This window comes from Gammaproteobacteria bacterium (genome assembly GCA_011375345.1).
Classification (GTDB): Bacteria; Pseudomonadota; Gammaproteobacteria; order DRLM01; family DRLM01; genus DRLM01.
The window spans coordinates 1-19,250 of the sequence record DRLM01000145.1; the positions used below are offsets into that span (position 1 = coordinate 1).

A 19,250-nucleotide genomic window follows, 5' to 3' on the forward strand; every position below is an offset into this window, starting at 1 on the left:
AACCCGCCATACCCAACGGCGTTGAAAGTGCCGCACCCAAGGCCGCCGCGGGCGAAAACGGTGGCATCGAAGAACGCAAGTCCGGATCCCGCAGTGGCCGGCGCCGGGGCCGCCGCGGTGGCCGGCGGCGGCGGGAAGCCGCCAATTCGGGCGTGACAACGGGCGAAGCACCCCAAAGCGACGGGGATTCGGTGGCGGCGCCGGTCGAACCGCCGTCACCGCCCGGGGCTGCAACTGCACCTTCACCCCGCGCGGAAACGCCGTCCGGGATGTCGGACAAACCCGCGCCCGGTCCCGCAGCGGGCGGGGCGCCGGCAGCCAGCCCTCCCCCCGGTGCGGGCGATGTACCCCTGGCCATTGCGTCTCCACCCGCCAGCGTGGCACCTACTGCGGAGCAAAAGCAGACGGGGACAGAACAAAAGAGTGAGCCACAAACCGGGGGCGAGACCGGCGCTTCACCGGAAGAAAAGGAAAGCCCGCCCAAAGCCCGCCGCAAGCGCGCCCCGCGCATGCGCCGGCCGCGCCAGGCCCGCACTTTGCCCAACAATAAAGACGAGGGCGCCGGTGCCCCGCCGGAGACGTCCCAAGACGACACCCCCCAAGGCAGCGGGCCGGAGCCTCAAGCAGGAAAACCAGACAAATCAGGCACTGACGATTGACGGATTGTTGAAAAGACCGTTTTCCGGCAGTCTGGGTACGGTGCGGGAACGCGCCGTTGTGGCCCGCATCCAAAGTTACACCTCCCAGCGGGACATCTCCTGCCACGGGTCCACGACGCGGCAACGCGGGCTTGGCGCCCCCTGGCGGGCAAGGCGCGCCCGTTGTTAATGACGCGGCACAGGGGAGGTGCCGAGTTAATATGTCCGCCATTGCAACAACCATCCGGAACTGATTCATGAAAAGTCTTTGGAGCGATCAAGAAGCAGCCGGCTACGGAGGCGAGCTGGGTTTGCGGGTGTATACCTCGCGCCTGTTGGGGCGGGACAAGTCCCTGGTGTTGCACGGTGGGGGGAACACATCGGTCAAGATCACGGAGACCAACCGCTTTGGCGACGAGGAGGATATTCTTTACGTTAAGGGCTCCGGCTGGGATTTGGAGACGATCGAGGCATCCGGTTTCGTGCCGGTGCGCCTGAATCATTTGTTGCGTTTGGCGGGTTTGGAACGCTTGTCCGATCCGGAGATGGTCAACGAATTGAAATCAAATATGACGCTGGCCTCCGCCCCCACGCCTTCGGTGGAAGCGATTTTGCACGCGGCACTGCCACATAAATATGTGGACCACACCCATGCCGATGCGCTGGTCACTCTCAGCAATAACCCCGACGGCCTGGCTCACGTGCAAGCCTGCTACGGCGATTCGGTGGTGATCATTCCTTACATCATGCCGGGCTTTGATTTGGCGCGCGCGTGCGCCGAGCGTTTCCCCGCCGAGCGCGGCCCGCAAACCGTGGGCATGGTGTTGATGAATCACGGCATTTTTTCCTTCGGCGATACGGCGCGGGAATCCTATGAGCGGATGATCGAACTGGTGGACCGCGCGGAGCAGTATCTGGCCCGGCGCGGGGCATGGGCGGTGTCCCTGCCAGCGGCCACGGCACCCGCAGCGCCGCTGCGCAACGATCTGGCCCGTTTTCGGCGCGAGCTGTCCGAAGCCGCCGGCAAACCCCTGATCGTCGCCTTGCAGGATGACGAGAAAAGCCGCGCCTTTGCACAACGTGCCGACGTCAACGCTATTTCACAACAAGGTCCGGCGACGCCGGATCACATCATCCGCACCAAGCGTGTGCCGCAGGTGGGACGCGATGTCGCCGCTTATGTAAAGGCGTATCGTGAGTACTTCGACCTGCATGCGCCCAAGGCCCGTGAGCCGAAAACCATGCTCGACCCGGCACCGCGCGTCGTTCTCGATCCCGACTGGGGCTTGCTGGCGGTGGGCCGCTCGGTGAAAGAGGCAAACATCGTGCGCGACATTTACGACCACACCATCGACGTGATTCTGCGCGCGGAACAACTGGGCGGTTATCGTGCCCTGTCGCAGCAAGACTTGTTCGATATGGAATATTGGGATTTGGAGCAAGCCAAGCTGCGTAAGGGAGGCAGTCCCCCCCCCTTTACCGGCGAAGTAACGCTGGTCACGGGCGCGGCATCGGGCATCGGCAAAGCTTGTGTCAAAGCTTTTTTGGCGCAAGGGGCGGCGGTGATCGGGGTGGACCTCAACCCGTCGGTGGCGGAAGTCGGCAAGGTGCCCGCCTACATGGGTATTGCTGCCGATATCAGCGATGAAAACGCGCTGCAACACGCTCTGGAAACGGGCGTGCGTGCCTTCGGCGGCCTGGACATGCTGGTGCTCAATGCCGGCGTGTTCCCCGGCGGCTGTCGTATCGATGCCTTGTCTGCGGGGGAATGGCGGCGGGTGATGGCAGTAAACCTGGACGCCAATTTGAATTTGATGCGCGAAGCACAACCCTTGCTGAAACACGCGCCGCGCAAGGGCCGGGTGGTGGTGATGGGTTCGAAAAACGTGCCGGCCCCCGGCCCCGGTGCGGCGGCTTACTCTGCCTCCAAGGCCGCCCTCACCCAACTGGCGCGCATCGCCGCCTTGGAATGGGGTGGCGACGGCATACGCGTTAATACCCTGCATCCTGACGCGGTGTTTGATACGGGCATTTGGACTGACGAGGTATTGCAGGCGCGCGCCGCTCATTACGGGATGAGCGTGGATGACTACAAGCGGAAAAACGTGCTGAACACCGAACTCAGCAGTCACGATGTCGCGCGCTTGGCTGTGGCTTTGTGTGGTCCGGCTTTTGCGAAAACGACGGGCGCCCAAATTCCTGTTGATGGAGGAAATGAGCGGGTTATTTGACGGCCTTGGCGGGCGCGGCCCGTCTGTTTTGTTGGTATCGCCTGGTATCCCTTGGCGTTAGTGTTGAACTGAGCGCCAGTGGCCACTGAACGGCTCTTGCCCCTCCACTCGCTATTCTTCGAAACAAATTTCCACGAAAAACTCACCGGGCTCGCTGGCGAAGGGCAGCAAAATCTTAGGGCCATCGGTTTTATGGCTGATCGTGTGGTTGGTGCCGGAAACCACCGCCGGCAAGGCCAGATCAAAGTCGTAACCTTGATCTTCGAGTCGCCGTTTGGCACCACCGAGCACCATATTGGCGATCTCGCCCACCAGATCTGTCACCAAATCCGACACTTCGTTGACTTCCATGTGCATCATGCGCTTGGTGATCTCCAAAATCACCGGCGCAGGAAAGGTGACCGCCAAAGAACCGCGCGCCTGCGTGCCGGTCATGCCGATAATACCGGTCACGTCACCGTGGGCCCGGTCACTTTCTTTGAGTTTCGGCTCCCCGGGCGTCGCCTCCAGGTGCGCCATAGTGGTCAACACATCCAGCGTGGACTCCAATACAGGATTGATGAATTCGGCTTTCACTGTCGCTCCCGGTCGGTGTTGTTCGAGGTACAGGCGGACCTGTAGCTGCCTCAATTTTCGGAAGAATCCCGCCGCCACCGCGTTTTCACGTGAAACACCCGCGTGACTTCAGGCCCCCACAGCCTCCTAGACTATCGACCGGGAAAAACGAATCTGAACACCCCGGACGGGAGCCCCGGAGTCTGCTGAAAGCCGTGTAGTGCCAAAATGTTCGAGAGAAAAAACCGCGCCCCAGCTCTGAACCGGTATTCGCCAAACGTTCGCTGGGCTGCCCGGGGAAGGTTAAAAAAAATCGGGGTGCTTTGGGGGAAAAGCACCCCGGAATCAGGGAGAGGGATTACGTGACTCAAGAAGACAAGGAGTCTGTTTGAACCACGCCTGATATAATGCACTAAGCGTGCCAAAAATATTTTATATTTATAAATCAATACATTAATATTTTTCGCTTGTCACAGTACCGGCAAGTGCGGGTCTTTTTGACTCATGGGTGTCGGAAATGTGTCGCCACTAAGACACGCACCGGCATGTTCTTGACGCCAACACTGAGGTGTTGGGCTCAGCGGATCTTGGCCATGGGAAACGTGGCGGAAAAAAGAGAAACCGGTTAGAAAATCAAATCCAGTTGTTCGCCCCCGCCCCCGTCGTAGCACAAAACACCGTCTATCAGACGGGCGGAGGGGGTCAGACTGTGGGTGACGGGGCGGTCATCGTCAAGCAAATGACGGACTTTGCAGCCCAGGGCCGTCAAATAATCGGCAATCAGCAGGCGATGACAGCGTTGCGGGAGGCGCTCGGCGCACATCAGAGCGAGAGGCGCCAAGCGCGCCCGTTCAATCACCTGGGCCATTGCACGACCGAATGCTGCACTCGTCATATGGCTGGCAAAAGCGCGAAACACCGCGTTACCCAGGGCCACATGGGGCGAGTCAGCGACGCACTGGCGGAAACCGCCCAAGGTCTTGCCCAGCCACAGGTAATCGATGTCCGCCCGTTGCAGGCTGGCGCTGAGTTCGACGCGGGAATAGTGGGGATGACGGCGGGAACCGGGATGGCTGCGCACGTCCACCACCACGGCGATGCCGTTGAGATCCAGCACGTCGAGAAAATCATCCAGGGCCCGGCTGCCGTGACCCACGGTAAACAGCGTTGGCATGGCGGTTTGATATCCTCCCTGACGCATGGGACCCAGGCTTGCAGATTACGCGCCAAACACCCCCTGCGCAGCCGGGGGCCGGCATTGTATAATTTTTGGTTTTCGCGCCCCCTCAGTTTGCACAGGAAACACCATGGCCCAATACGTCTACACCATGAACCGGGTCGGCAAGGTCGTGCCCCCCAAACGGGAAATTCTAAAAGACATCTCCCTCTCCTTCTTCCCCGGTGCCAAAATCGGCGTCATCGGCTTGAACGGCGCCGGCAAATCCACGCTGCTGCGCATCATGGCCGGGGTGGAGACGGAGTTTCATGGCGAGGCGCGGCCCCAGGGCGGCATCCGCGTGGGCTATTTGCCCCAGGAACCGCAGTTGGACGAAAGCAAGGACGTGCGCGGCAACGTGGAAGAAGGCGTGCAGGCGCTGAAAGAGCTGGTGGACAAATTCAACGACATCAGCATGCGCTTCGCCGAGCCCATGTCCGACGACGAGATGAACGATTTGCTGAATGAACAGGCCAGACTGCAAGACGCCATCGACGCCGCCGGTGCCTGGGAGCTGGAGCGCAAACTGGACGTGGCCGCCGAGGCCCTGCGCCTGCCCCCCTGGGACGCCGGGGTGGCCAAACTCTCCGGCGGCGAAAAACGCCGGGTGGCCCTGTGCAAACTGCTGTTGTCCAACCCCGACATGCTGCTCCTGGATGAGCCCACCAATCATCTGGATGCCGAATCAGTCGCCTGGCTGGAGCGTTATCTGGAAGAATATCCGGGCACGGTGGTCTGCATCACCCACGACCGCTATTTCCTCGACAATGTCTGCGGCTGGATTCTGGAGCTGGACCGCGGTCACGGCATCCCCTGGGAGGGCAATTACTCTTCCTGGCTGGAACAAAAAGAGAAGCGGCTGGAGCAGGAAGAGAAACAAGAATCCGCCCGCCAGCGCGCCATGAAAGCGGAACTGGAATGGGTACGTGCCAACCCCAAGGGCCGTCACGCCAAGAGCAAGGCCCGCCTGGCGCGCTTCGAGGAACTCTCCGCCCAGGAAACCGTCAGGCGCAACGAAACCAAGGAGCTGTACATTCCGCCAGGACCGCGTTTGGGCGAACTGGTCATTGAAGCGGAAGGACTGGGCAAACGCTTCGGCGACCGCTTGCTCTATGAAAACCTCAGTTTCAATCTGCCCCGCGGCGGTATCGTTGGCATTATCGGCCCCAACGGCGCCGGCAAAACCACCCTGTTCCGCATTCTGACCGGCGCCGAGCAGCCCGACGGCGGCAGCCTGCGTATCGGTGAGACCGTCCAGATCGCCTGCGTGGACCAGAGCCGCGATGCCCTGGACGGCAACAAAACCGTGTGGGAAGAAATCTCCGACGGCCAGGACATCATCACCGTGGGCAAATTTGAAATGCCCTCCCGCGCCTACGTCAGCCGTTTCAACTTCAAAGGCACCGACCAGCAAAAACTCATCAAGGAACTGTCCGGGGGCGAACGGAACCGGGTACATCTGGCCAAGCTGCTAAAAAGCGGCGGCAATGTGCTGCTGCTGGACGAACCCACCAACGACCTGGACGTGGAAACCCTGCGGGCCCTGGAAGAAGCGCTGCTGGACTTCCCCGGCTGCGCCGTGGTGATCTCCCACGACCGCTGGTTCCTGGACCGCATCGCCACCCACATCCTGGCTTTTGAGGGCGACAGCCGGGTGACTTGGTTCGAAGGCAATTACGCCGACTACGAAGCGGACCGTCGCCGGCGTCTGGGCACCGGCGCAGAACTGCCGCACCGGATCAAATACCGGCGTTTGAGCCACTGAAGCGTACCCGCCGACATCGCGCTTCCCGTCCCTGTCACAATGTTATACAATGTATAACATTGTGACATTGGAACCTCACCGTGCTTGTCTGCGACAACCAAATCCGGCTGACTGAAAAGGAATCCACCCAACTGCTCGCCCTCACCGGCGTGCCCGCCACCGGCATCACCCGGCGCTCGCAACTGGAGTGCTACATCCATGAGCACCTGGACGCGCTGCCCCGGCGCTTTTGCGGTCCCAGTGCCTGTTTCGCCAGACGTCTGTTGCTGTCGTTTTTGCCCCCGCACTCCCCCCGGGTCAGCCGGCCCGGGTAACTTCCTCATCCAAGGGAGTGGCGTGACGGTTCACTTTGGTGTGCTGTAGATAGGCTAGATACAGTCCCGCAAGGGTTGTCGCCTCTTGTACTCTCACCCGCCGCACGCTGAGCCCATAGGACAAGGCCACCAACACTGACAAAACAAGCAGATACCAGGCAGGCGCATACGAAAGTGCTTTGACCAAGCAAAGCAGACTAACAAACGCGCCAATTGCGCCAGCCAAAAACATGCCGGAAAAGAATCTGGTACGTGCTTCAAACTCTTGATAGTTGACGAACGCTTCCGGAGCGTGAAGACAGATGACGTGCTTCCAATAGTTAAAAACACGTTTCGTTATGGCGTTCCCGCCGTCCGGCACAGTGTGCCCGTCAATCCCCGCAATACGGCTGTTACGCTTTAACTCACTGAAAAAATTATCTAATTCGCTTTGGTAAGGGAAGGGCTCCTTGTCAGAGAAAAACATGTTCACGGCTTTTTCTGAGAATGAAACAGGGAGGGCACGTAATACGCTACCCAGCAAATATGAGGAAAAAAGCATCAACAGCAAGGTTGTTGGCTTGGAGTGAGTCAGGTCAACGAGTGGAATAAACGCCGCCCATAACGATGCCCCGCCCTGCATTTGGCTATCGGTGCCAGCAATCACAAAAATATAAAAAGACAATAGAATGTACGTGCCAGAAGGCAAAACGGCGAAAAAATCTATTTTTCCTATTTTTCCCAGAGCGGCCTTCATTCGTCCCGTCCTTGGACGTATAACACCGATACACAGCACGATGGCGACCCTTTGCGCCATGCGCCCGATCCTTGGAATCGATTCTCAAAAAAGCTCTTCAGTCTGTCAAGAATGCCGCGTCAGGGGCACAAACACCACCGGCAACACGTCCCGCTGCCGGATGCCGCCCTCCTTGTCTTTTTCGACCATGGTGAGCATCTGGCTGCCGTGCGGCTCTCCCACCGGCACCACCAAGCGACCGCCAGGCCGGAGTTGCTCCACCAAGGGCTGGGGCACAGTGGGCGAAGCCGCCGTCACCATTACCCCGTCGTAGGGCGCATGCTCCGGCCAGCCCAGGTAACCGTCGCCACAGCGCACCTCCACATTGTCATAGGCCAGGGCACGCAGCCGCCGGGCCGCCGCCTCGGCCAGGGGGGGCACGATCTCCATGCTGTAGACCTGTTTCACCAGATGCGACAACACGGCGGCCTGGTAGCCCGAGCCGGTGCCCACTTCCAGCACCACCTGATCCGGCCCGGGCTGAAGCAGCTCGGTCATCAAGGCTACGATAAACGGTTGGGAAATGGTCTGCCCGTGACCGATGGCCAGCGGGCCGTCGGCATAGGCCAGGGGCTCCAGGTCGGGGGGCACAAACTGATGACGGGGCACGGCGCGCATGGCGTTCAGCACCCGCTCGCTCAATGTGCGGATGCCCGTCCACTGCGCCGTGTCCCGCGTTTCGGCGACAAGGGTCGCCACCATCTCATCATGTTCTCCCACGGCACACCTCCCGGCGAACCAACCGGAGTCGCGGGCCCGCCACCAACTTGGGTTATCATTGGCACCCTTCTGGTTCACTCTAAAACTTAAACGCCGCCATGACCAGCCAAACCAAGCCTTCCATCACCCGTCACCCCACCCACGCCGTGCGCATCGGCACCGTCACCGTGGGCGGCGGCCACCCCATCGTGGTGCAGTCCATGACCAATACCGACACGGCCGACGCCCCGGCCACGGTAGAACAAGTGATTCAACTGGCACGGGCCGGCTCCGAGCTGGTGCGGGTGACGGTAAACACAGAGGAAGCGGCCCGGGCCGTGCCTCAGATCGTGGAAGAGCTGGATAAACGCGGCCATCCGGTGCCGTTGATCGGCGATTTTCACTTCAACGGCCACAAACTTCTCAGCCATCACCCTGCCTGCGCCCAGGCCCTGGCCAAATACCGCATCAATCCGGGCAACGTGGGCCGCGGCAGCAAGCGGGACGCCCAGTTCGCCACCTTGATCGAACTGGCCTGCCGCTACGACAAGCCGGTGCGCATAGGGGTAAATTGGGGCAGCCTGGACCCGGCTCTGGTGGCGCGGATGATGGACGAAAACAGCCGGCGCGCCAAACCGCTGGCATCGGCCCAATTGATGCGCGAAGCTTTGATCACCTCGGCGCTGGAAAACGCGGCCGGGGCCGAAAAACTGGGTCTGGCGCGGGAGCGCATCATCCTGTCCTGCAAAATGAGCGGGGTGCAGGATCTCATCGCCGTCTACCAGGATTTGGCCGCCCGCTGCAACTACGCCCTGCACCTGGGACTGACGGAGGCCGGCATGGGTGCCAAGGGCATCGTCGCCTCCACCGCCGCGCTGGCCGTGTTGCTGCAAAAAGGCATCGGCGACACCATTCGTATTTCGCTCACCCCCGCGCCCGGCGGCGCCCGCTCCGAAGAAGTGGTCGTTGCCCAGGAAGTCCTGCAAAGCATGGGGCTGCGCGCCTTTACCCCGTCAGTGGTGGCCTGCCCCGGCTGCGGCCGCACCAGCAGCACTTATTTTCAGCAGCTGGCCAAGGACATTCAAAACCATCTGCGCGAGCAGATGCCCCTGTGGCGCCGCCGCCACCCCGGGGTGGAGAGCATGACCGTTGCCGTCATGGGCTGCGTGGTCAATGGGCCCGGTGAGAGCAAGCACGCCGATATCGGCATCAGCCTGCCGGGAACGGGAGAGATTCCCGTGGCGCCGGTTTATGTGGACGGCGAGAAGACCGTCACACTGAAAGGTGAACATATCGCTGAAGAATTCACAGAGTTGGTAAACAAATACGTGAAAAGTCGCTACGCGGGGGGCTGACTCCACCTCATGCCGTAAACGAAAAACAAGAAATAATCATATGTATTTAAAGGGAATAACTTCAGATCACCTTCTCGTATTGTAGCCGATAAAATTAATAGTTAACTTTATCTTTAGCATTTTTGTGCACGGTTAACAATTTCTTGACTGTTCACAGCACCCCGACTATAAATCAGGGTCACGATGGAAAATATTGAAGACACCAGGGCGCGCATTCTCACCGCCGCCGAACAACGCTTCCGCCAATGGGGTTACACCAAAACCACCATGGCGGACATCGCCGGCGACTGCCACATGTCCGCCGCCAACCTGTATCGGTATTTCCAGAATAAACAAGATATTGCCGCAGCTTTCGCGTGCCAGTGCCTGAACGAGGAAGAAACTCTGCTGAAATCCATAGTCGCGGACAACACCCTCTCCGCCGGCGAGCGCCTGCAAAGCTTCGTGCTGGAAACCCTGCACCACACCTACAGAAAGCACGAGGAGAACCCCCGCATCAACGAGCTGGTGGAGACGGTGTGCCAGAAACGGCAGGACATCGTGGAACACCATGTCAACACCAAGCTTCGTCTGCTCGGTGAGTTGTTGGTGCGCGGCATGGAGTCGGGGGAGTTCGATTCCCTTGACGCTGAGTCCACGGCCGAGGCCATCCTTTCTGCCATCACTCTGTTTGATGTTCCTTTTTTCATGCACTTATACCCCCTTTCCCAATTCGAACGTAAAGCCCAGGGGGTAGTGGAATTGATTCTGCGGGCGGTGAAGAAACGCTGATTTTTTTACTCAGGGAATTAATTCTTTACAATTCATTAAGCATTAACCCCTTTTCTGCCAGGAGCACTCAGCCATGTCCCATACCCGTTTCTCCGCCCGCTTCGGGCGCTGGGTGGTCCATCACCGGCTCATCACCCTCCTTCTGTCCCTGGGCACCATGCTGGTGGTCGCCAGCGGCGCCCGCTTTTTGGATTTCACCACCAACTACCGGGTGTTTTTCAGCGAAGACAACCCGCAGCTCCAGGCTTTCGACGAGTTGGAACACACTTACACCAAGCTGGACAATGTGCTCATTGTGGTCACCCCGGCAGACGGCAATGTGTTTACCCGCGCCAATCTGGCGGCCCTTTCGGATCTCACGGCGCAAGCCTGGCAGGTGCCTTACTCCACCCGGGTGGACTCTCTCACCAACTTTCAACACAGCTATGCCGAGGGCGACGAACTCATCGTCCGGGACCTGGTGACGGACCCTGAGTCCCTGAGTGATACCACGCTCGCGGACATCCGCCGCATCGCCCTGCAAGAGCCCTTGCTGGTCAACCGGATCATATCGGCGGACGGCAGCACCACAGGCATCAATATCACGGTATACATGCCCGATGAAACCCGCGCCCAGGCCATGCCGGAAATCGTCACCTTTGTGCGGGGCATGCTGGAGGATTTCAGCGCCGCCCACCCCGGCATGACCACCCATCTCACCGGCATGGTGATGATGGACAACGCCTTTTCCGAGGCCTCCCAGGCCGACATGCAAACTCTGGTGCCCGCCAGTTTTACCGTTATTCTGCTGAGCCTCGCCCTGCTGTTGCGGGGCTGGACCGGCACTTTCGTCACGTTCTGGCTGATTATCATGGCGGTGGCCTCGGCCATGGGGCTGGCGGGCTGGCTGGGTTACACCATCACTCCTCCCAGCGCCTCGGCCCCCACCATTATCCTGACCCTGGCGGTGGCCAATGCGGTTCACATCATGGTGAGCTTCCGCCAGGCGCTGAAAAAAATGCCTGCCAAGCAGGCGGCCATGGCGGAAAGCCTGCGGCTCAACCTGCAGCCCATTTTTCTGACCTGCTTCACCACCGTGGTGGGCTTTATGTCCATGAACTTCAGCGACGTGCCCCCTTTTCAGGATCTGGGCAATATCGTCGCCATGGGCGTGGGCTTCGCCTTTCTTTATTCCGTCACCTTCGTGCCGGCACTGGCCGCTTTGTTGCCTGCTCCCATCGCCCCGGCGCCAGCCGGGCAGGGGGGGGGCATGGCCCGCTTCGGCGCGTGGGTGGTGGCCCGCCGCCGGACCCTGGTCTGGACCATGGCGGCAGCCATCGTGGCACTCACGGCGCTCATTCCCCGCAACGAACTCAATGATCTCTATATGCAGTACTTCGACGAAAGCATCCCCTTTCGCGCCGCCTCGGACTACATGGAACAACATCTCTCCGGCCTCTACCGCATTGATTTCTCCCTGGACAGCGGCGAGTCCGGTGGCATTTCCAAACCGGCTTTTTTGCAGGAAGTGGGCGATTTCACCGATTGGCTGCGAACGCAGCCCGAGGTCACCCACGTGCTGACCCTCAGCGATGTGCTGAAACGGCTGAACAAAAACCTGCATGGCGATGACCCCGCCTGGTTCCGCCTGCCGGCGGACCGGGAGCTGGCGGCCCAATATCTGTTGCTCTACGAAATGTCCCTGCCCTACGGCCTGGATCTGAACGACCAGATCAACGTGGACAAATCCGCCATGCGGGTCAGCATCAATATCAAAACCCTGTCAGTGAAAGACACCCTGGCCTTTGAGAACCGGGCGCGGGACTGGCTGCGGGCCCATGCCCCCCATATCACGCCGGTGGAGGGCACCGGCCCCACCATGATGTTCGCCCACATCGGCCTGCGCAATATCGTCGGCATGCTGCTGGGTACCACCGTGGCCCTGGCCTTCATCTCCCTGGTGCTTGTCATCGCCCTGCGCTCGGTACCCATCGGCCTGGTCAGCCTGGTGCCCAACCTGGTCCCCGCCGCCATGGCCTTCGGCCTGTGGGGGTTGTTCGTGGGCCAGGTGGGGCTGGGGCTGTCCGTCGTCATGGGGGTGACGCTGGGCATCGTGGTGGACGACACGGTGCACTTTTTGAGCAAATACCTGCGCGCCCGGCGCGAGCGGGGGCTGACGCCGGAAGACGCGGTGCGCTATGCCTTCAACAACGTGGGGCAGGCCCTGTGGGTCACCTCGGTGGTGCTGGTGGCGGGTTTTTTGGTGCTGGCCCTGTCCAACTTCAAAATGAACAGCGACATGGGCCTGCTCACCGCCATCACCATCGCCCTGGCCCTGGCGGCGGATTTCTTGTTCCTGCCGCCACTGCTGATGAAACTGGAGGAAAAACTCAATGCTCAGAAAACTACTGCTCAGTCTGGCCCTGCTGGCCTGGCTGCCAAGCAACCTGCCCGCGCAGACGGCTGAAGAGCGCGGCCTGGCCATTGCGCTTACAGCGGACCGGCGGGACACCGGTTTCGGCGATCTCACCGCCGAGCTGGTCATGACCCTGCGCAACCGCCGGGGCGGCGAGAGCATCCGCCGCATCCGCAACCGCACCTTGGAAGTGATCGGCGACGGCGACAAAACCCTGGTGATTTTCGATGAGCCGGCGGACGTGAAAGGCACGGCCTTTTTGAGCTACACCCACGCCCTCAAGCCCGATGACCAATGGCTCTACCTGCCGGCCCTGAAGCGGGTCAAGCGCATCTCCTCGGCCAACAAATCCGGCCCTTTCATGGGCAGCGAATTCGCCTACGAAGACATCGGTTCCCAGGAAGTGGAGAAATACACCTATAAATACCTGCGCGACGAGATCCTGGACGGCCAGGACTGCTTTGTCATCGAACGCTATCCCCGTTACAAGCATTCCGGTTACACCCGCCAAGTGGTGTGGTACGACCAGAGCCACTACCGGGTGCTGAAAATCGATTTCTACGACCGTAAAGACAAGCTCTTGAAAACCCTCACTTTCAAAGGCTATCAACAGTATTTGGACCACTACTGGCGGGCAGACGTGATGGAGATGGTGAACCACCAGACCGGAAAATCCACCACCCTGGCCTGGCAGCACTACCGCTTCCGGACCGGCCTCACCGAGCGCGACTTCGACCGCAACAGCCTCAAGCGCGCCCGATGAAACGCACCGCCCTCACCCTGGTGGCCCTGGCCTTCGCGGGGGTGGCGGGGGCGGCCAAGTGGTCGGGAGAAGTCAGCGCCCAGTGGCGCGGCTTTACCCAGTCCCCGGAGGATCCGCGCCAGCATGGCAACAATCTTTCCCTGGCCGCAGAACCTGAGTTCTACCACTCATGGAATGGTGGTGCCGACGCCTTCACCTTCGTCCCCTTCCTGCGCTGGGACCAGGGGGACAGCGAACGCAGCCATGGAGACATCCGGGAACTCACCTGGCTGCACGCGGCAGACCAGTGGGAACTGCGCGTGGGCGTGCGCAAAGTATTCTGGGGCGTCACCGAATCCCAGCACCTGGTGGACATCATCAACCAGACCGATCTGGTGGAAAACATCGACACCGAAGACAAGCTGGGCCAAGCCATGGTCAACCTCGCCCTGATCCGCGACTGGGGCACCGTGGACCTGTTCGTCCTGCCCTACTTCCGCAAGCGCACTTTCCCCGGCCCAAGGGGCCGGTTGCGCAGCCGCCCCCCCGTGGCAGAAAACCTCGCCCGCTTTGAGTCCAGCCGTAAACAACGCCATATTGACCTCGCCCTGCGCTGGTCACAGGTCATCGGCGACTGGGACGTGGGCCTCAGCCATTTCTACGGCACCAGCCGCGAACCCCGCTTTGAGCCCGGCCGGACCCGCACTGGCGAGAGCGCGCTCATTCCGGTTTACGACCTCATCCACCAAACCGGCCTGGATGTGCAAATAACCACCGGCGCCTGGCTGTGGAAGCTGGAAGCCATCCGCCGCAGCGGCCGGAACGAGACGTTCTACGCCGCCACGGGGGGGCTGGAATACTCATTCTACGGTGTCTTCGACAGCCCCGCGGACGTAGGGCTGGTCCTGGAATACCTCTACGACGACCGCGGCGCCACCGGTCCCAGCCCCTTTCAGGACGATCTCATGGTGGGCCTGCGCCTGGCCCTCAACGATGTGCAAAGCAGCGCCGCCCTTCTCGGCGTGGTCAAAGACCGCAGCAGCGGCGCCGCCTTTTACAACCTGGAGGCCAACCGCCGGCTGGGCCGCAGCTGGACCGTTAACCTTCAAGGCCGCTTCTTCACCGGCGCCCCGGCCAGCGACCCCCTGCACGGCCTGCTGCGGGACGATTACATCGAACTGGAACTGGCGCGGCACTTCTAACCCCCCCGGGATGCGCCGTTGCAGCGCGAAGAAGCTGCACCCTGGCTTTCCCCACCGAAAAAAACCATAGGACCTGCCACCAATAACCCGGTGACGGCGGGGGTGACCCCGCCTCCTGCTCGATCGGGGTCGCCCGTTGGGTGATGAATTGCCCGCTGGACGGAAAAACAGCGCTGCCCCTTCGTCCGGGGACGGCCGGGCCGGCGGTGTTCACCTCAAGCTATTCACAAGCCGGACAGGCCCCCGCGCCGCAGGGCGGTTCCGCTCCCGGTTTGGCGTCCTTTTTCTCCCCTTTCTCCCCGGCTGCGCTTTTTTTCTTGCCATTGTCCTTGAAGTCGGTGGCATACCAGCCGCTTCCCTTCAGCTGAAAGCCTGCCGCCGAAATCAACTTGGTCAAAGCCGGCTCGCGGCACTGGGGACAGTCGCTCAGCGGCGCGTCGCTCATTTTCTGCATGACTTCCAGTTCGTGGCCACATTGCCGACAACGGTATTCATAAATGGGCATGGTGTTACCTCACTCACTCAAGCAATGTACAAATTCAATCCCAAAACAGTGATGTGTCAACGCGCCGCCCCCAGGGCCCGGGCACGCTCGCGGGTGGCTGCAGCCTGCGCCGCCGCGACATCCCCCTCTTCAGCCGTCCCGGGCCAGCCCCGGAGCTGGCGCAGAATAATGTCGGCGAGGGCGCTGACATGGTCGGGCCGGTCGTTGAGTGCCGGCACGTAGTGAAAACGCCCGCCCCCCGCTTCCAGGAACACGTCTTTGTTCTGTATGGCGATTTCTTCCAGGGTTTCAAGACAGTCGGCCGCAAATCCGGGGCAGACCACATCCACATGGGAGACTCCCTCCCGGCCCAGTTTCTTTAACGTCTTGTCGGTATAGGGCTGCAGCCATTCCTCGCGCCCGAAACGGGACTGGAATGTGACTTGCCAACGTTCCCCCGGCAGGCCCAGTTGCTCCGCCACCAGGCGCGCGGTTTTCTGGCATTGGCAAAAATAAGGATCGCCCGCCAGCACGGTGCGCCGGGGCATGCCATGAAAAGAAAACAGCAGTTTCTGCGGCTCACCGCACAGCCCCCAATGCTCGCGCAGACTGGCGGCGAGGGCAGCGATATAGGCGGGATCGTCATGATAGTGGGTGACGAAACGCAGTTCCGGTATCCAGCGCCAGCGGCGCAGTACATCGGCCACGGCGTCGAAGGTGGACGCCGTGGTGGCGCCGGAATACTGGGGATAGAGTGGCATCACCACTATCCGCCGCGCCCCCGCCGCCCGCAGCTCTTCCAGCCCGTCACGGATGGAGGGGCTGCCGTAGCGCATGGCCCAGGCAAGGTGAAAAGGCCCCTTTACGCGCTCCGCCAGCCGCGCACTCAAGGCTTCGGCCTGGCGCCGGGTGATATGGCTCAAGGGTGAGCCGTCCCCGGTCCAGATTTTTTGATAGGCGTGGGCAGAACGCCTGGGACGGACCCGCAGCACGATGCCATGCAGGATCAGCCACCACAGGGGCCGGGACATTTCCACCACCCGCGGATCCCACAAAAACTCGGCCAGATAGCGCCGCACCGCCGCGGAATCCGGGGCGTCGGGCGAACCCAGATTGGTGATGAGCACGCCACTGCCCTCCGCACAGCCGTGGGTGTAGTCCGAGTCACCTTCAAAACGCGTCGTCATTGATATCCATTCCCCCATCGCCACCAGCCGCGGGGAGTATACCCGCCAGCGGTCAGGATGCCGAACGCCTACCCCACACGCAGCGGCGCCGGCCGCCCGCTGGCACGGAAGACAGCATAGTCGGCCAGAATCCGGGCGTGGTCAAAAGCCAGTTCGAACGGCAGGTCGTCAATGGCGAACACCCCCACGCGCCGGGCGTCGTCCCGCGCCCGGGGTGGCCCCTCCCCTTCGGCAACGTACACCGCACTGACAGTATGGCCACGGGGATCGCGGGCGGGATCGGAATAGCAACCCAGCAGGGCTTTCAGTCTCACCTTGAGGCGGGTTTCCTCCCAGGCTTCGCGCACGGCGGCCTGCTCCAGGCGCTCCCCCAGGTCTACAAAACCGCCTGGCAGGGCCCAGCCCAGGGGCGGATATTTCCGTTCGATGAGCACAATGGGGCGACCCGGCCGGTCACCCAGCTCGATGATGATATCGGCGGCAAGCAGGGGAGTGCGTGGACGGCCCATTACTCAAACCTGAGAAAATCAGTTTTCTCTAATGAAAAAGCGGCGGCACCCGCAGGTGCCGCCGCCCTTTCCCTGTCACTTGGACATCCCTATCATTCCCGTCCGCTGACGAATTGTGCCCAACTATGAGGCAAGAAGCAACAGCATGCTGTTGAGGCGGCCCACGAAAGTGGCAGGATCGTCCAACTGCCCACCTTCCGCCAGTACAGCCTGGTCGAACAGAATGTGGGACCAGTCGCCGAAACGCTCGTCGTTTTGCTCCTGTTGCAGACGCAAAATCAGGGGATGCTCGGGGTTGATTTCCAGCACCGGCACCACCTCCGGCACTTCGTGCCCCGCAGCTTTGAGAATATTGCGCATGCTGGCGCCCATTTCCTCTTCTTCCACCACCAGGCAGGCGGGGGACGCCGTCAGGCGGTGGCTGAGGCGTACCGCTTTCACCTTCTCGCCCAGGGTGTCTTGCATCTTGCCGAGCAGGTCTTTGAACTCCGTTTCGGTTTTTTCCCGCTCCTCGGGGGATGTTTTGTCCTCCAACCCACCCAGGTCCAGATCACCCTTGGCGACGGATTGCATAGGCTTGCCATCGAATTCTCTCAAGTGGCTCACCAGCCACTCGTCAATGCGGTCCGACAGCAGCAACACCTCGATGCCTTTTTTGCGAAACACCTCCAAGTGCGGGCTGTGGCGCACAGCGCTGTGGTTGTCGCCGGTAATGTAGTAGATTTTTTTCTGGCCGTCCTTCATGCGCCCCACATAGTCTTCCAAAGACACCGTTTGTTGCGCAGTGTCAGTGTGGGTGCTGGCGAAACGCAACAGCCTGGCGATGCGCTCGCGGTTGCTGAAATCTTCCGCCGGCCCTTCTTTGAGCACCCGGCCGAATTCGTTCCAGAACTTCTGATAGCGCTCCGGCTCTTTCTTGGCGATGTCTTCCAAAAGGCCGAGAATTTTCTTCACCGAGGCACTTTTGATGGCCTCCACTTGGCGGTTGTGCTGCAGGATTTCCCGCGACACGTTGAGTGGCAAATCGTCCGAGTCCACCACGCCGCGCACAAAGCGCAGGTAGTGGGGCAACAATTGTTCGGCGGCGTCCATGATGAACACCCGGCGCACATACAGCTTCACCCCGCGGCGGTCGCTGCGGTCCCACAAATCGAAAGGCGCGCGGGCGGGAATATAAAACAAAGTGGTGTAGACCTGAGCGCCCTCCACGTGGTTGTGGGTCCAGGCAAAAGGGTCTTCAAAATCGTGGGCCACGTGCTTGTAAAAGGTCTGGTACTCCTCATCCGTGATGTCTTTCCTGGGCCGCGCCCACAGGGCCGAAGCGCTGTTGACGGTCTCTTCCCCGTCCTTATCCTCGGCTTTCATCACAATGGGCAGGGGGATGTGATCAGAGTACTTGCGGATGATGTTTTCCAGGCGCAGGCGCTCCAGAAATTCATCCTCTCCTTCCCGCAGGTGCAGGCTCACTTCCGTGCCCCGCGCCGGCTTCTCCACGGTTTCGATGGCGTAACTGCCCTCACCATCCGACTCCCAGCGCACGCCGTGCTCAGGGCCGAGACCGGCGCGGCGGGTAAATACCGTTACTTTGTCAGCCACGATGAAACTGGAATAAAAACCCACACCGAACTGGCCGATGAGGCGGGCATCCTTGGCCTGATCGCCGGTCAGGGACTCCAGAAAACGCCGCGTGCCGGATTTGGCAATGGTGCCCAGGTTGTCCATCACTTCCTGACGGCTCATGCCAATGCCGTTGTCGGTGATGGTGATGGTGCGCCGTTCCTTGTCGAACGATACCCGTATCTTGAGATCCCCCTCCCCCTCCAGCAAGGCCTCGTCGGTCAGGGCCTCGAAGCGCAGCTTGTCACAGGCATCGGCAGCGTTGGAAATCAGTTCGCGCAGGAATATTTCCTTGTTGGAATACAGAGAGTGGATCATGAGCTTGAGCAGCTCACGCACCTCAGTTTGAAAATCCAGAGTCTCCTTATGAGCAGCAACGGTCATTGAGCAATCTCCCAAAGTCATCCAGAAAACGGTGTCTGGGGTGGGGGCGGCGGCCTGGATTTCAAGCCCCCCCGAAAAAAAATCGGGCCGGGCTGCACGGCGTAAGCCTTTTTCCCCAGCTGGCGTCCCCAGGGGAAACCGATAGACGGCCGGTTTTTGTTGGGCACCTGAGGCAGCACACTGAAAGTGGCTGCCTTAGACTACATGTTTTCGCCAACAACAGCGCCAGAAAAATCCACCTGGCACAGCTGCTTGCAGCCCGGCAATCAGAATTGTCGGCTTGATGTCGCGGCACCGGGAGGTACCACCATTGGTGCCAGCCAATGGGAACCTGCAAAATACCCGCCATGTCGCAAAATGGCGGGCGGATTTCGCAGGTGACCATCAAACAGCTCTGGACGAGCTGTTTAA

General features: G+C 60.7%; 16 protein-coding genes. 8 read left to right on the forward strand and 8 right to left on the reverse strand.

All coding sequences use genetic code 11. The annotated features are described in order from the left end of the window. Positions 1-895: 895 nt before the first annotated feature. Complete coding sequence (locus ENJ19_11055) at positions 896-2,869, forward strand: bifunctional aldolase/short-chain dehydrogenase (protein HHM06258.1); 1,974 nt, start codon at positions 896-898, stop codon at positions 2,867-2,869. A 111-nt stretch (positions 2,870-2,980) separates the two neighbouring features. Here ENJ19_11055 and ENJ19_11060 read toward each other — a convergent pair whose 3' ends face one another. Further along, positions 2,981-3,445: a chemotaxis protein CheX gene (locus tag ENJ19_11060; protein HHM06259.1), complete on the reverse strand. Its 465-nt coding sequence runs from the start codon at positions 3,443-3,445 to the stop codon at positions 2,981-2,983. 604 nt (positions 3,446-4,049) lie between these two features. Next, a complete protein-coding gene (locus tag ENJ19_11065; protein HHM06260.1) occupies positions 4,050-4,625 on the reverse strand; it encodes a DUF488 domain-containing protein in 576 nt (191 codons plus the stop codon). A 106-nt stretch (positions 4,626-4,731) separates the two neighbouring features. Between ENJ19_11065 and ettA the strand changes: the two genes are divergently transcribed. After that, the gene (gene ettA, locus ENJ19_11070) at positions 4,732-6,405 is read left to right on the forward strand and encodes an energy-dependent translational throttle protein EttA (GenBank protein HHM06261.1); all 1,674 of its coding nucleotides are present in this window, start codon (positions 4,732-4,734) and stop codon (positions 6,403-6,405) included. A gap of 80 nt (positions 6,406-6,485) precedes the next feature. Further along, entirely contained in the window at positions 6,486-6,719 is a 234-nt protein-coding gene (locus ENJ19_11075; GenBank protein HHM06262.1) for a hypothetical protein, read from the forward strand. Here ENJ19_11075 and ENJ19_11080 read toward each other — a convergent pair. Next, the gene (locus ENJ19_11080; protein HHM06263.1) at positions 6,703-7,455 is read right to left on the reverse strand and encodes a hypothetical protein; all 753 of its coding nucleotides are present in this window, start codon (positions 7,453-7,455) and stop codon (positions 6,703-6,705) included. The genes ENJ19_11075 and ENJ19_11080 overlap by 17 nt on opposite strands. 105 nt (positions 7,456-7,560) lie before the next feature. Beyond that, complete coding sequence (locus tag ENJ19_11085; GenBank protein HHM06264.1) at positions 7,561-8,196, reverse strand: protein-L-isoaspartate(D-aspartate) O-methyltransferase; 636 nt, start codon at positions 8,194-8,196, stop codon at positions 7,561-7,563. A gap of 116 nt (positions 8,197-8,312) precedes the next feature. Between ENJ19_11085 and ENJ19_11090 the strand changes: the two genes are divergently transcribed. The 5 genes from ENJ19_11090 (at position 8,313) to ENJ19_11110 (ending at position 14,658) form a co-directional block, all read left to right on the forward strand. After that, positions 8,313-9,548 carry a flavodoxin-dependent (E)-4-hydroxy-3-methylbut-2-enyl-diphosphate synthase gene (locus ENJ19_11090; protein HHM06265.1) on the forward strand — a complete coding sequence of 412 codons (1,236 nt, stop codon included), beginning with the start codon at positions 8,313-8,315 and terminating at the stop codon, positions 9,546-9,548. 183 nt (positions 9,549-9,731) lie between these two features. Then, entirely contained in the window at positions 9,732-10,319 is a 588-nt protein-coding gene (locus tag ENJ19_11095; protein ID HHM06266.1) for a TetR/AcrR family transcriptional regulator, read from the forward strand. A 73-nt stretch (positions 10,320-10,392) separates the two neighbouring features. Then, positions 10,393-12,765: an RND family transporter gene (locus tag ENJ19_11100; protein HHM06267.1), complete on the forward strand. Its 2,373-nt coding sequence runs from the start codon at positions 10,393-10,395 to the stop codon at positions 12,763-12,765. Beyond that, entirely contained in the window at positions 12,692-13,477 is a 786-nt protein-coding gene (locus ENJ19_11105; protein HHM06268.1) for an outer membrane lipoprotein-sorting protein, read from the forward strand. The genes ENJ19_11100 and ENJ19_11105 overlap by 74 nt, the downstream gene beginning before the upstream one ends. Beyond that, positions 13,474-14,658: a hypothetical protein gene (locus tag ENJ19_11110; protein ID HHM06269.1), complete on the forward strand. Its 1,185-nt coding sequence runs from the start codon at positions 13,474-13,476 to the stop codon at positions 14,656-14,658. The genes ENJ19_11105 and ENJ19_11110 overlap by 4 nt, the downstream gene beginning before the upstream one ends. Before the next feature lie 220 nt (positions 14,659-14,878). On the opposite strand, the gene ENJ19_11115 is transcribed toward ENJ19_11110, so the two are convergent. The 4 genes from ENJ19_11115 to htpG form a co-directional block, all read right to left on the reverse strand. Next, the gene (locus ENJ19_11115) at positions 14,879-15,163 is read right to left on the reverse strand and encodes a zinc ribbon domain-containing protein (GenBank protein HHM06270.1); all 285 of its coding nucleotides are present in this window, start codon (positions 15,161-15,163) and stop codon (positions 14,879-14,881) included. A gap of 56 nt (positions 15,164-15,219) precedes the next feature. Further along, the gene (locus ENJ19_11120) at positions 15,220-16,329 is read right to left on the reverse strand and encodes a ferrochelatase (protein ID HHM06271.1); all 1,110 of its coding nucleotides are present in this window, start codon (positions 16,327-16,329) and stop codon (positions 15,220-15,222) included. A 68-nt stretch (positions 16,330-16,397) separates the two neighbouring features. Continuing rightward, complete coding sequence (locus ENJ19_11125) at positions 16,398-16,838, reverse strand: NUDIX hydrolase (protein ID HHM06272.1); 441 nt, start codon at positions 16,836-16,838, stop codon at positions 16,398-16,400. 123 nt (positions 16,839-16,961) lie between these two features. Continuing rightward, positions 16,962-18,839 (reverse strand): molecular chaperone HtpG, encoded by a 1,878-nt coding sequence (gene htpG / locus ENJ19_11130; GenBank protein ID HHM06273.1) that lies wholly within the window; start codon positions 18,837-18,839, stop codon positions 16,962-16,964. Positions 18,840-19,250: the final 411 nt, after the last annotated feature.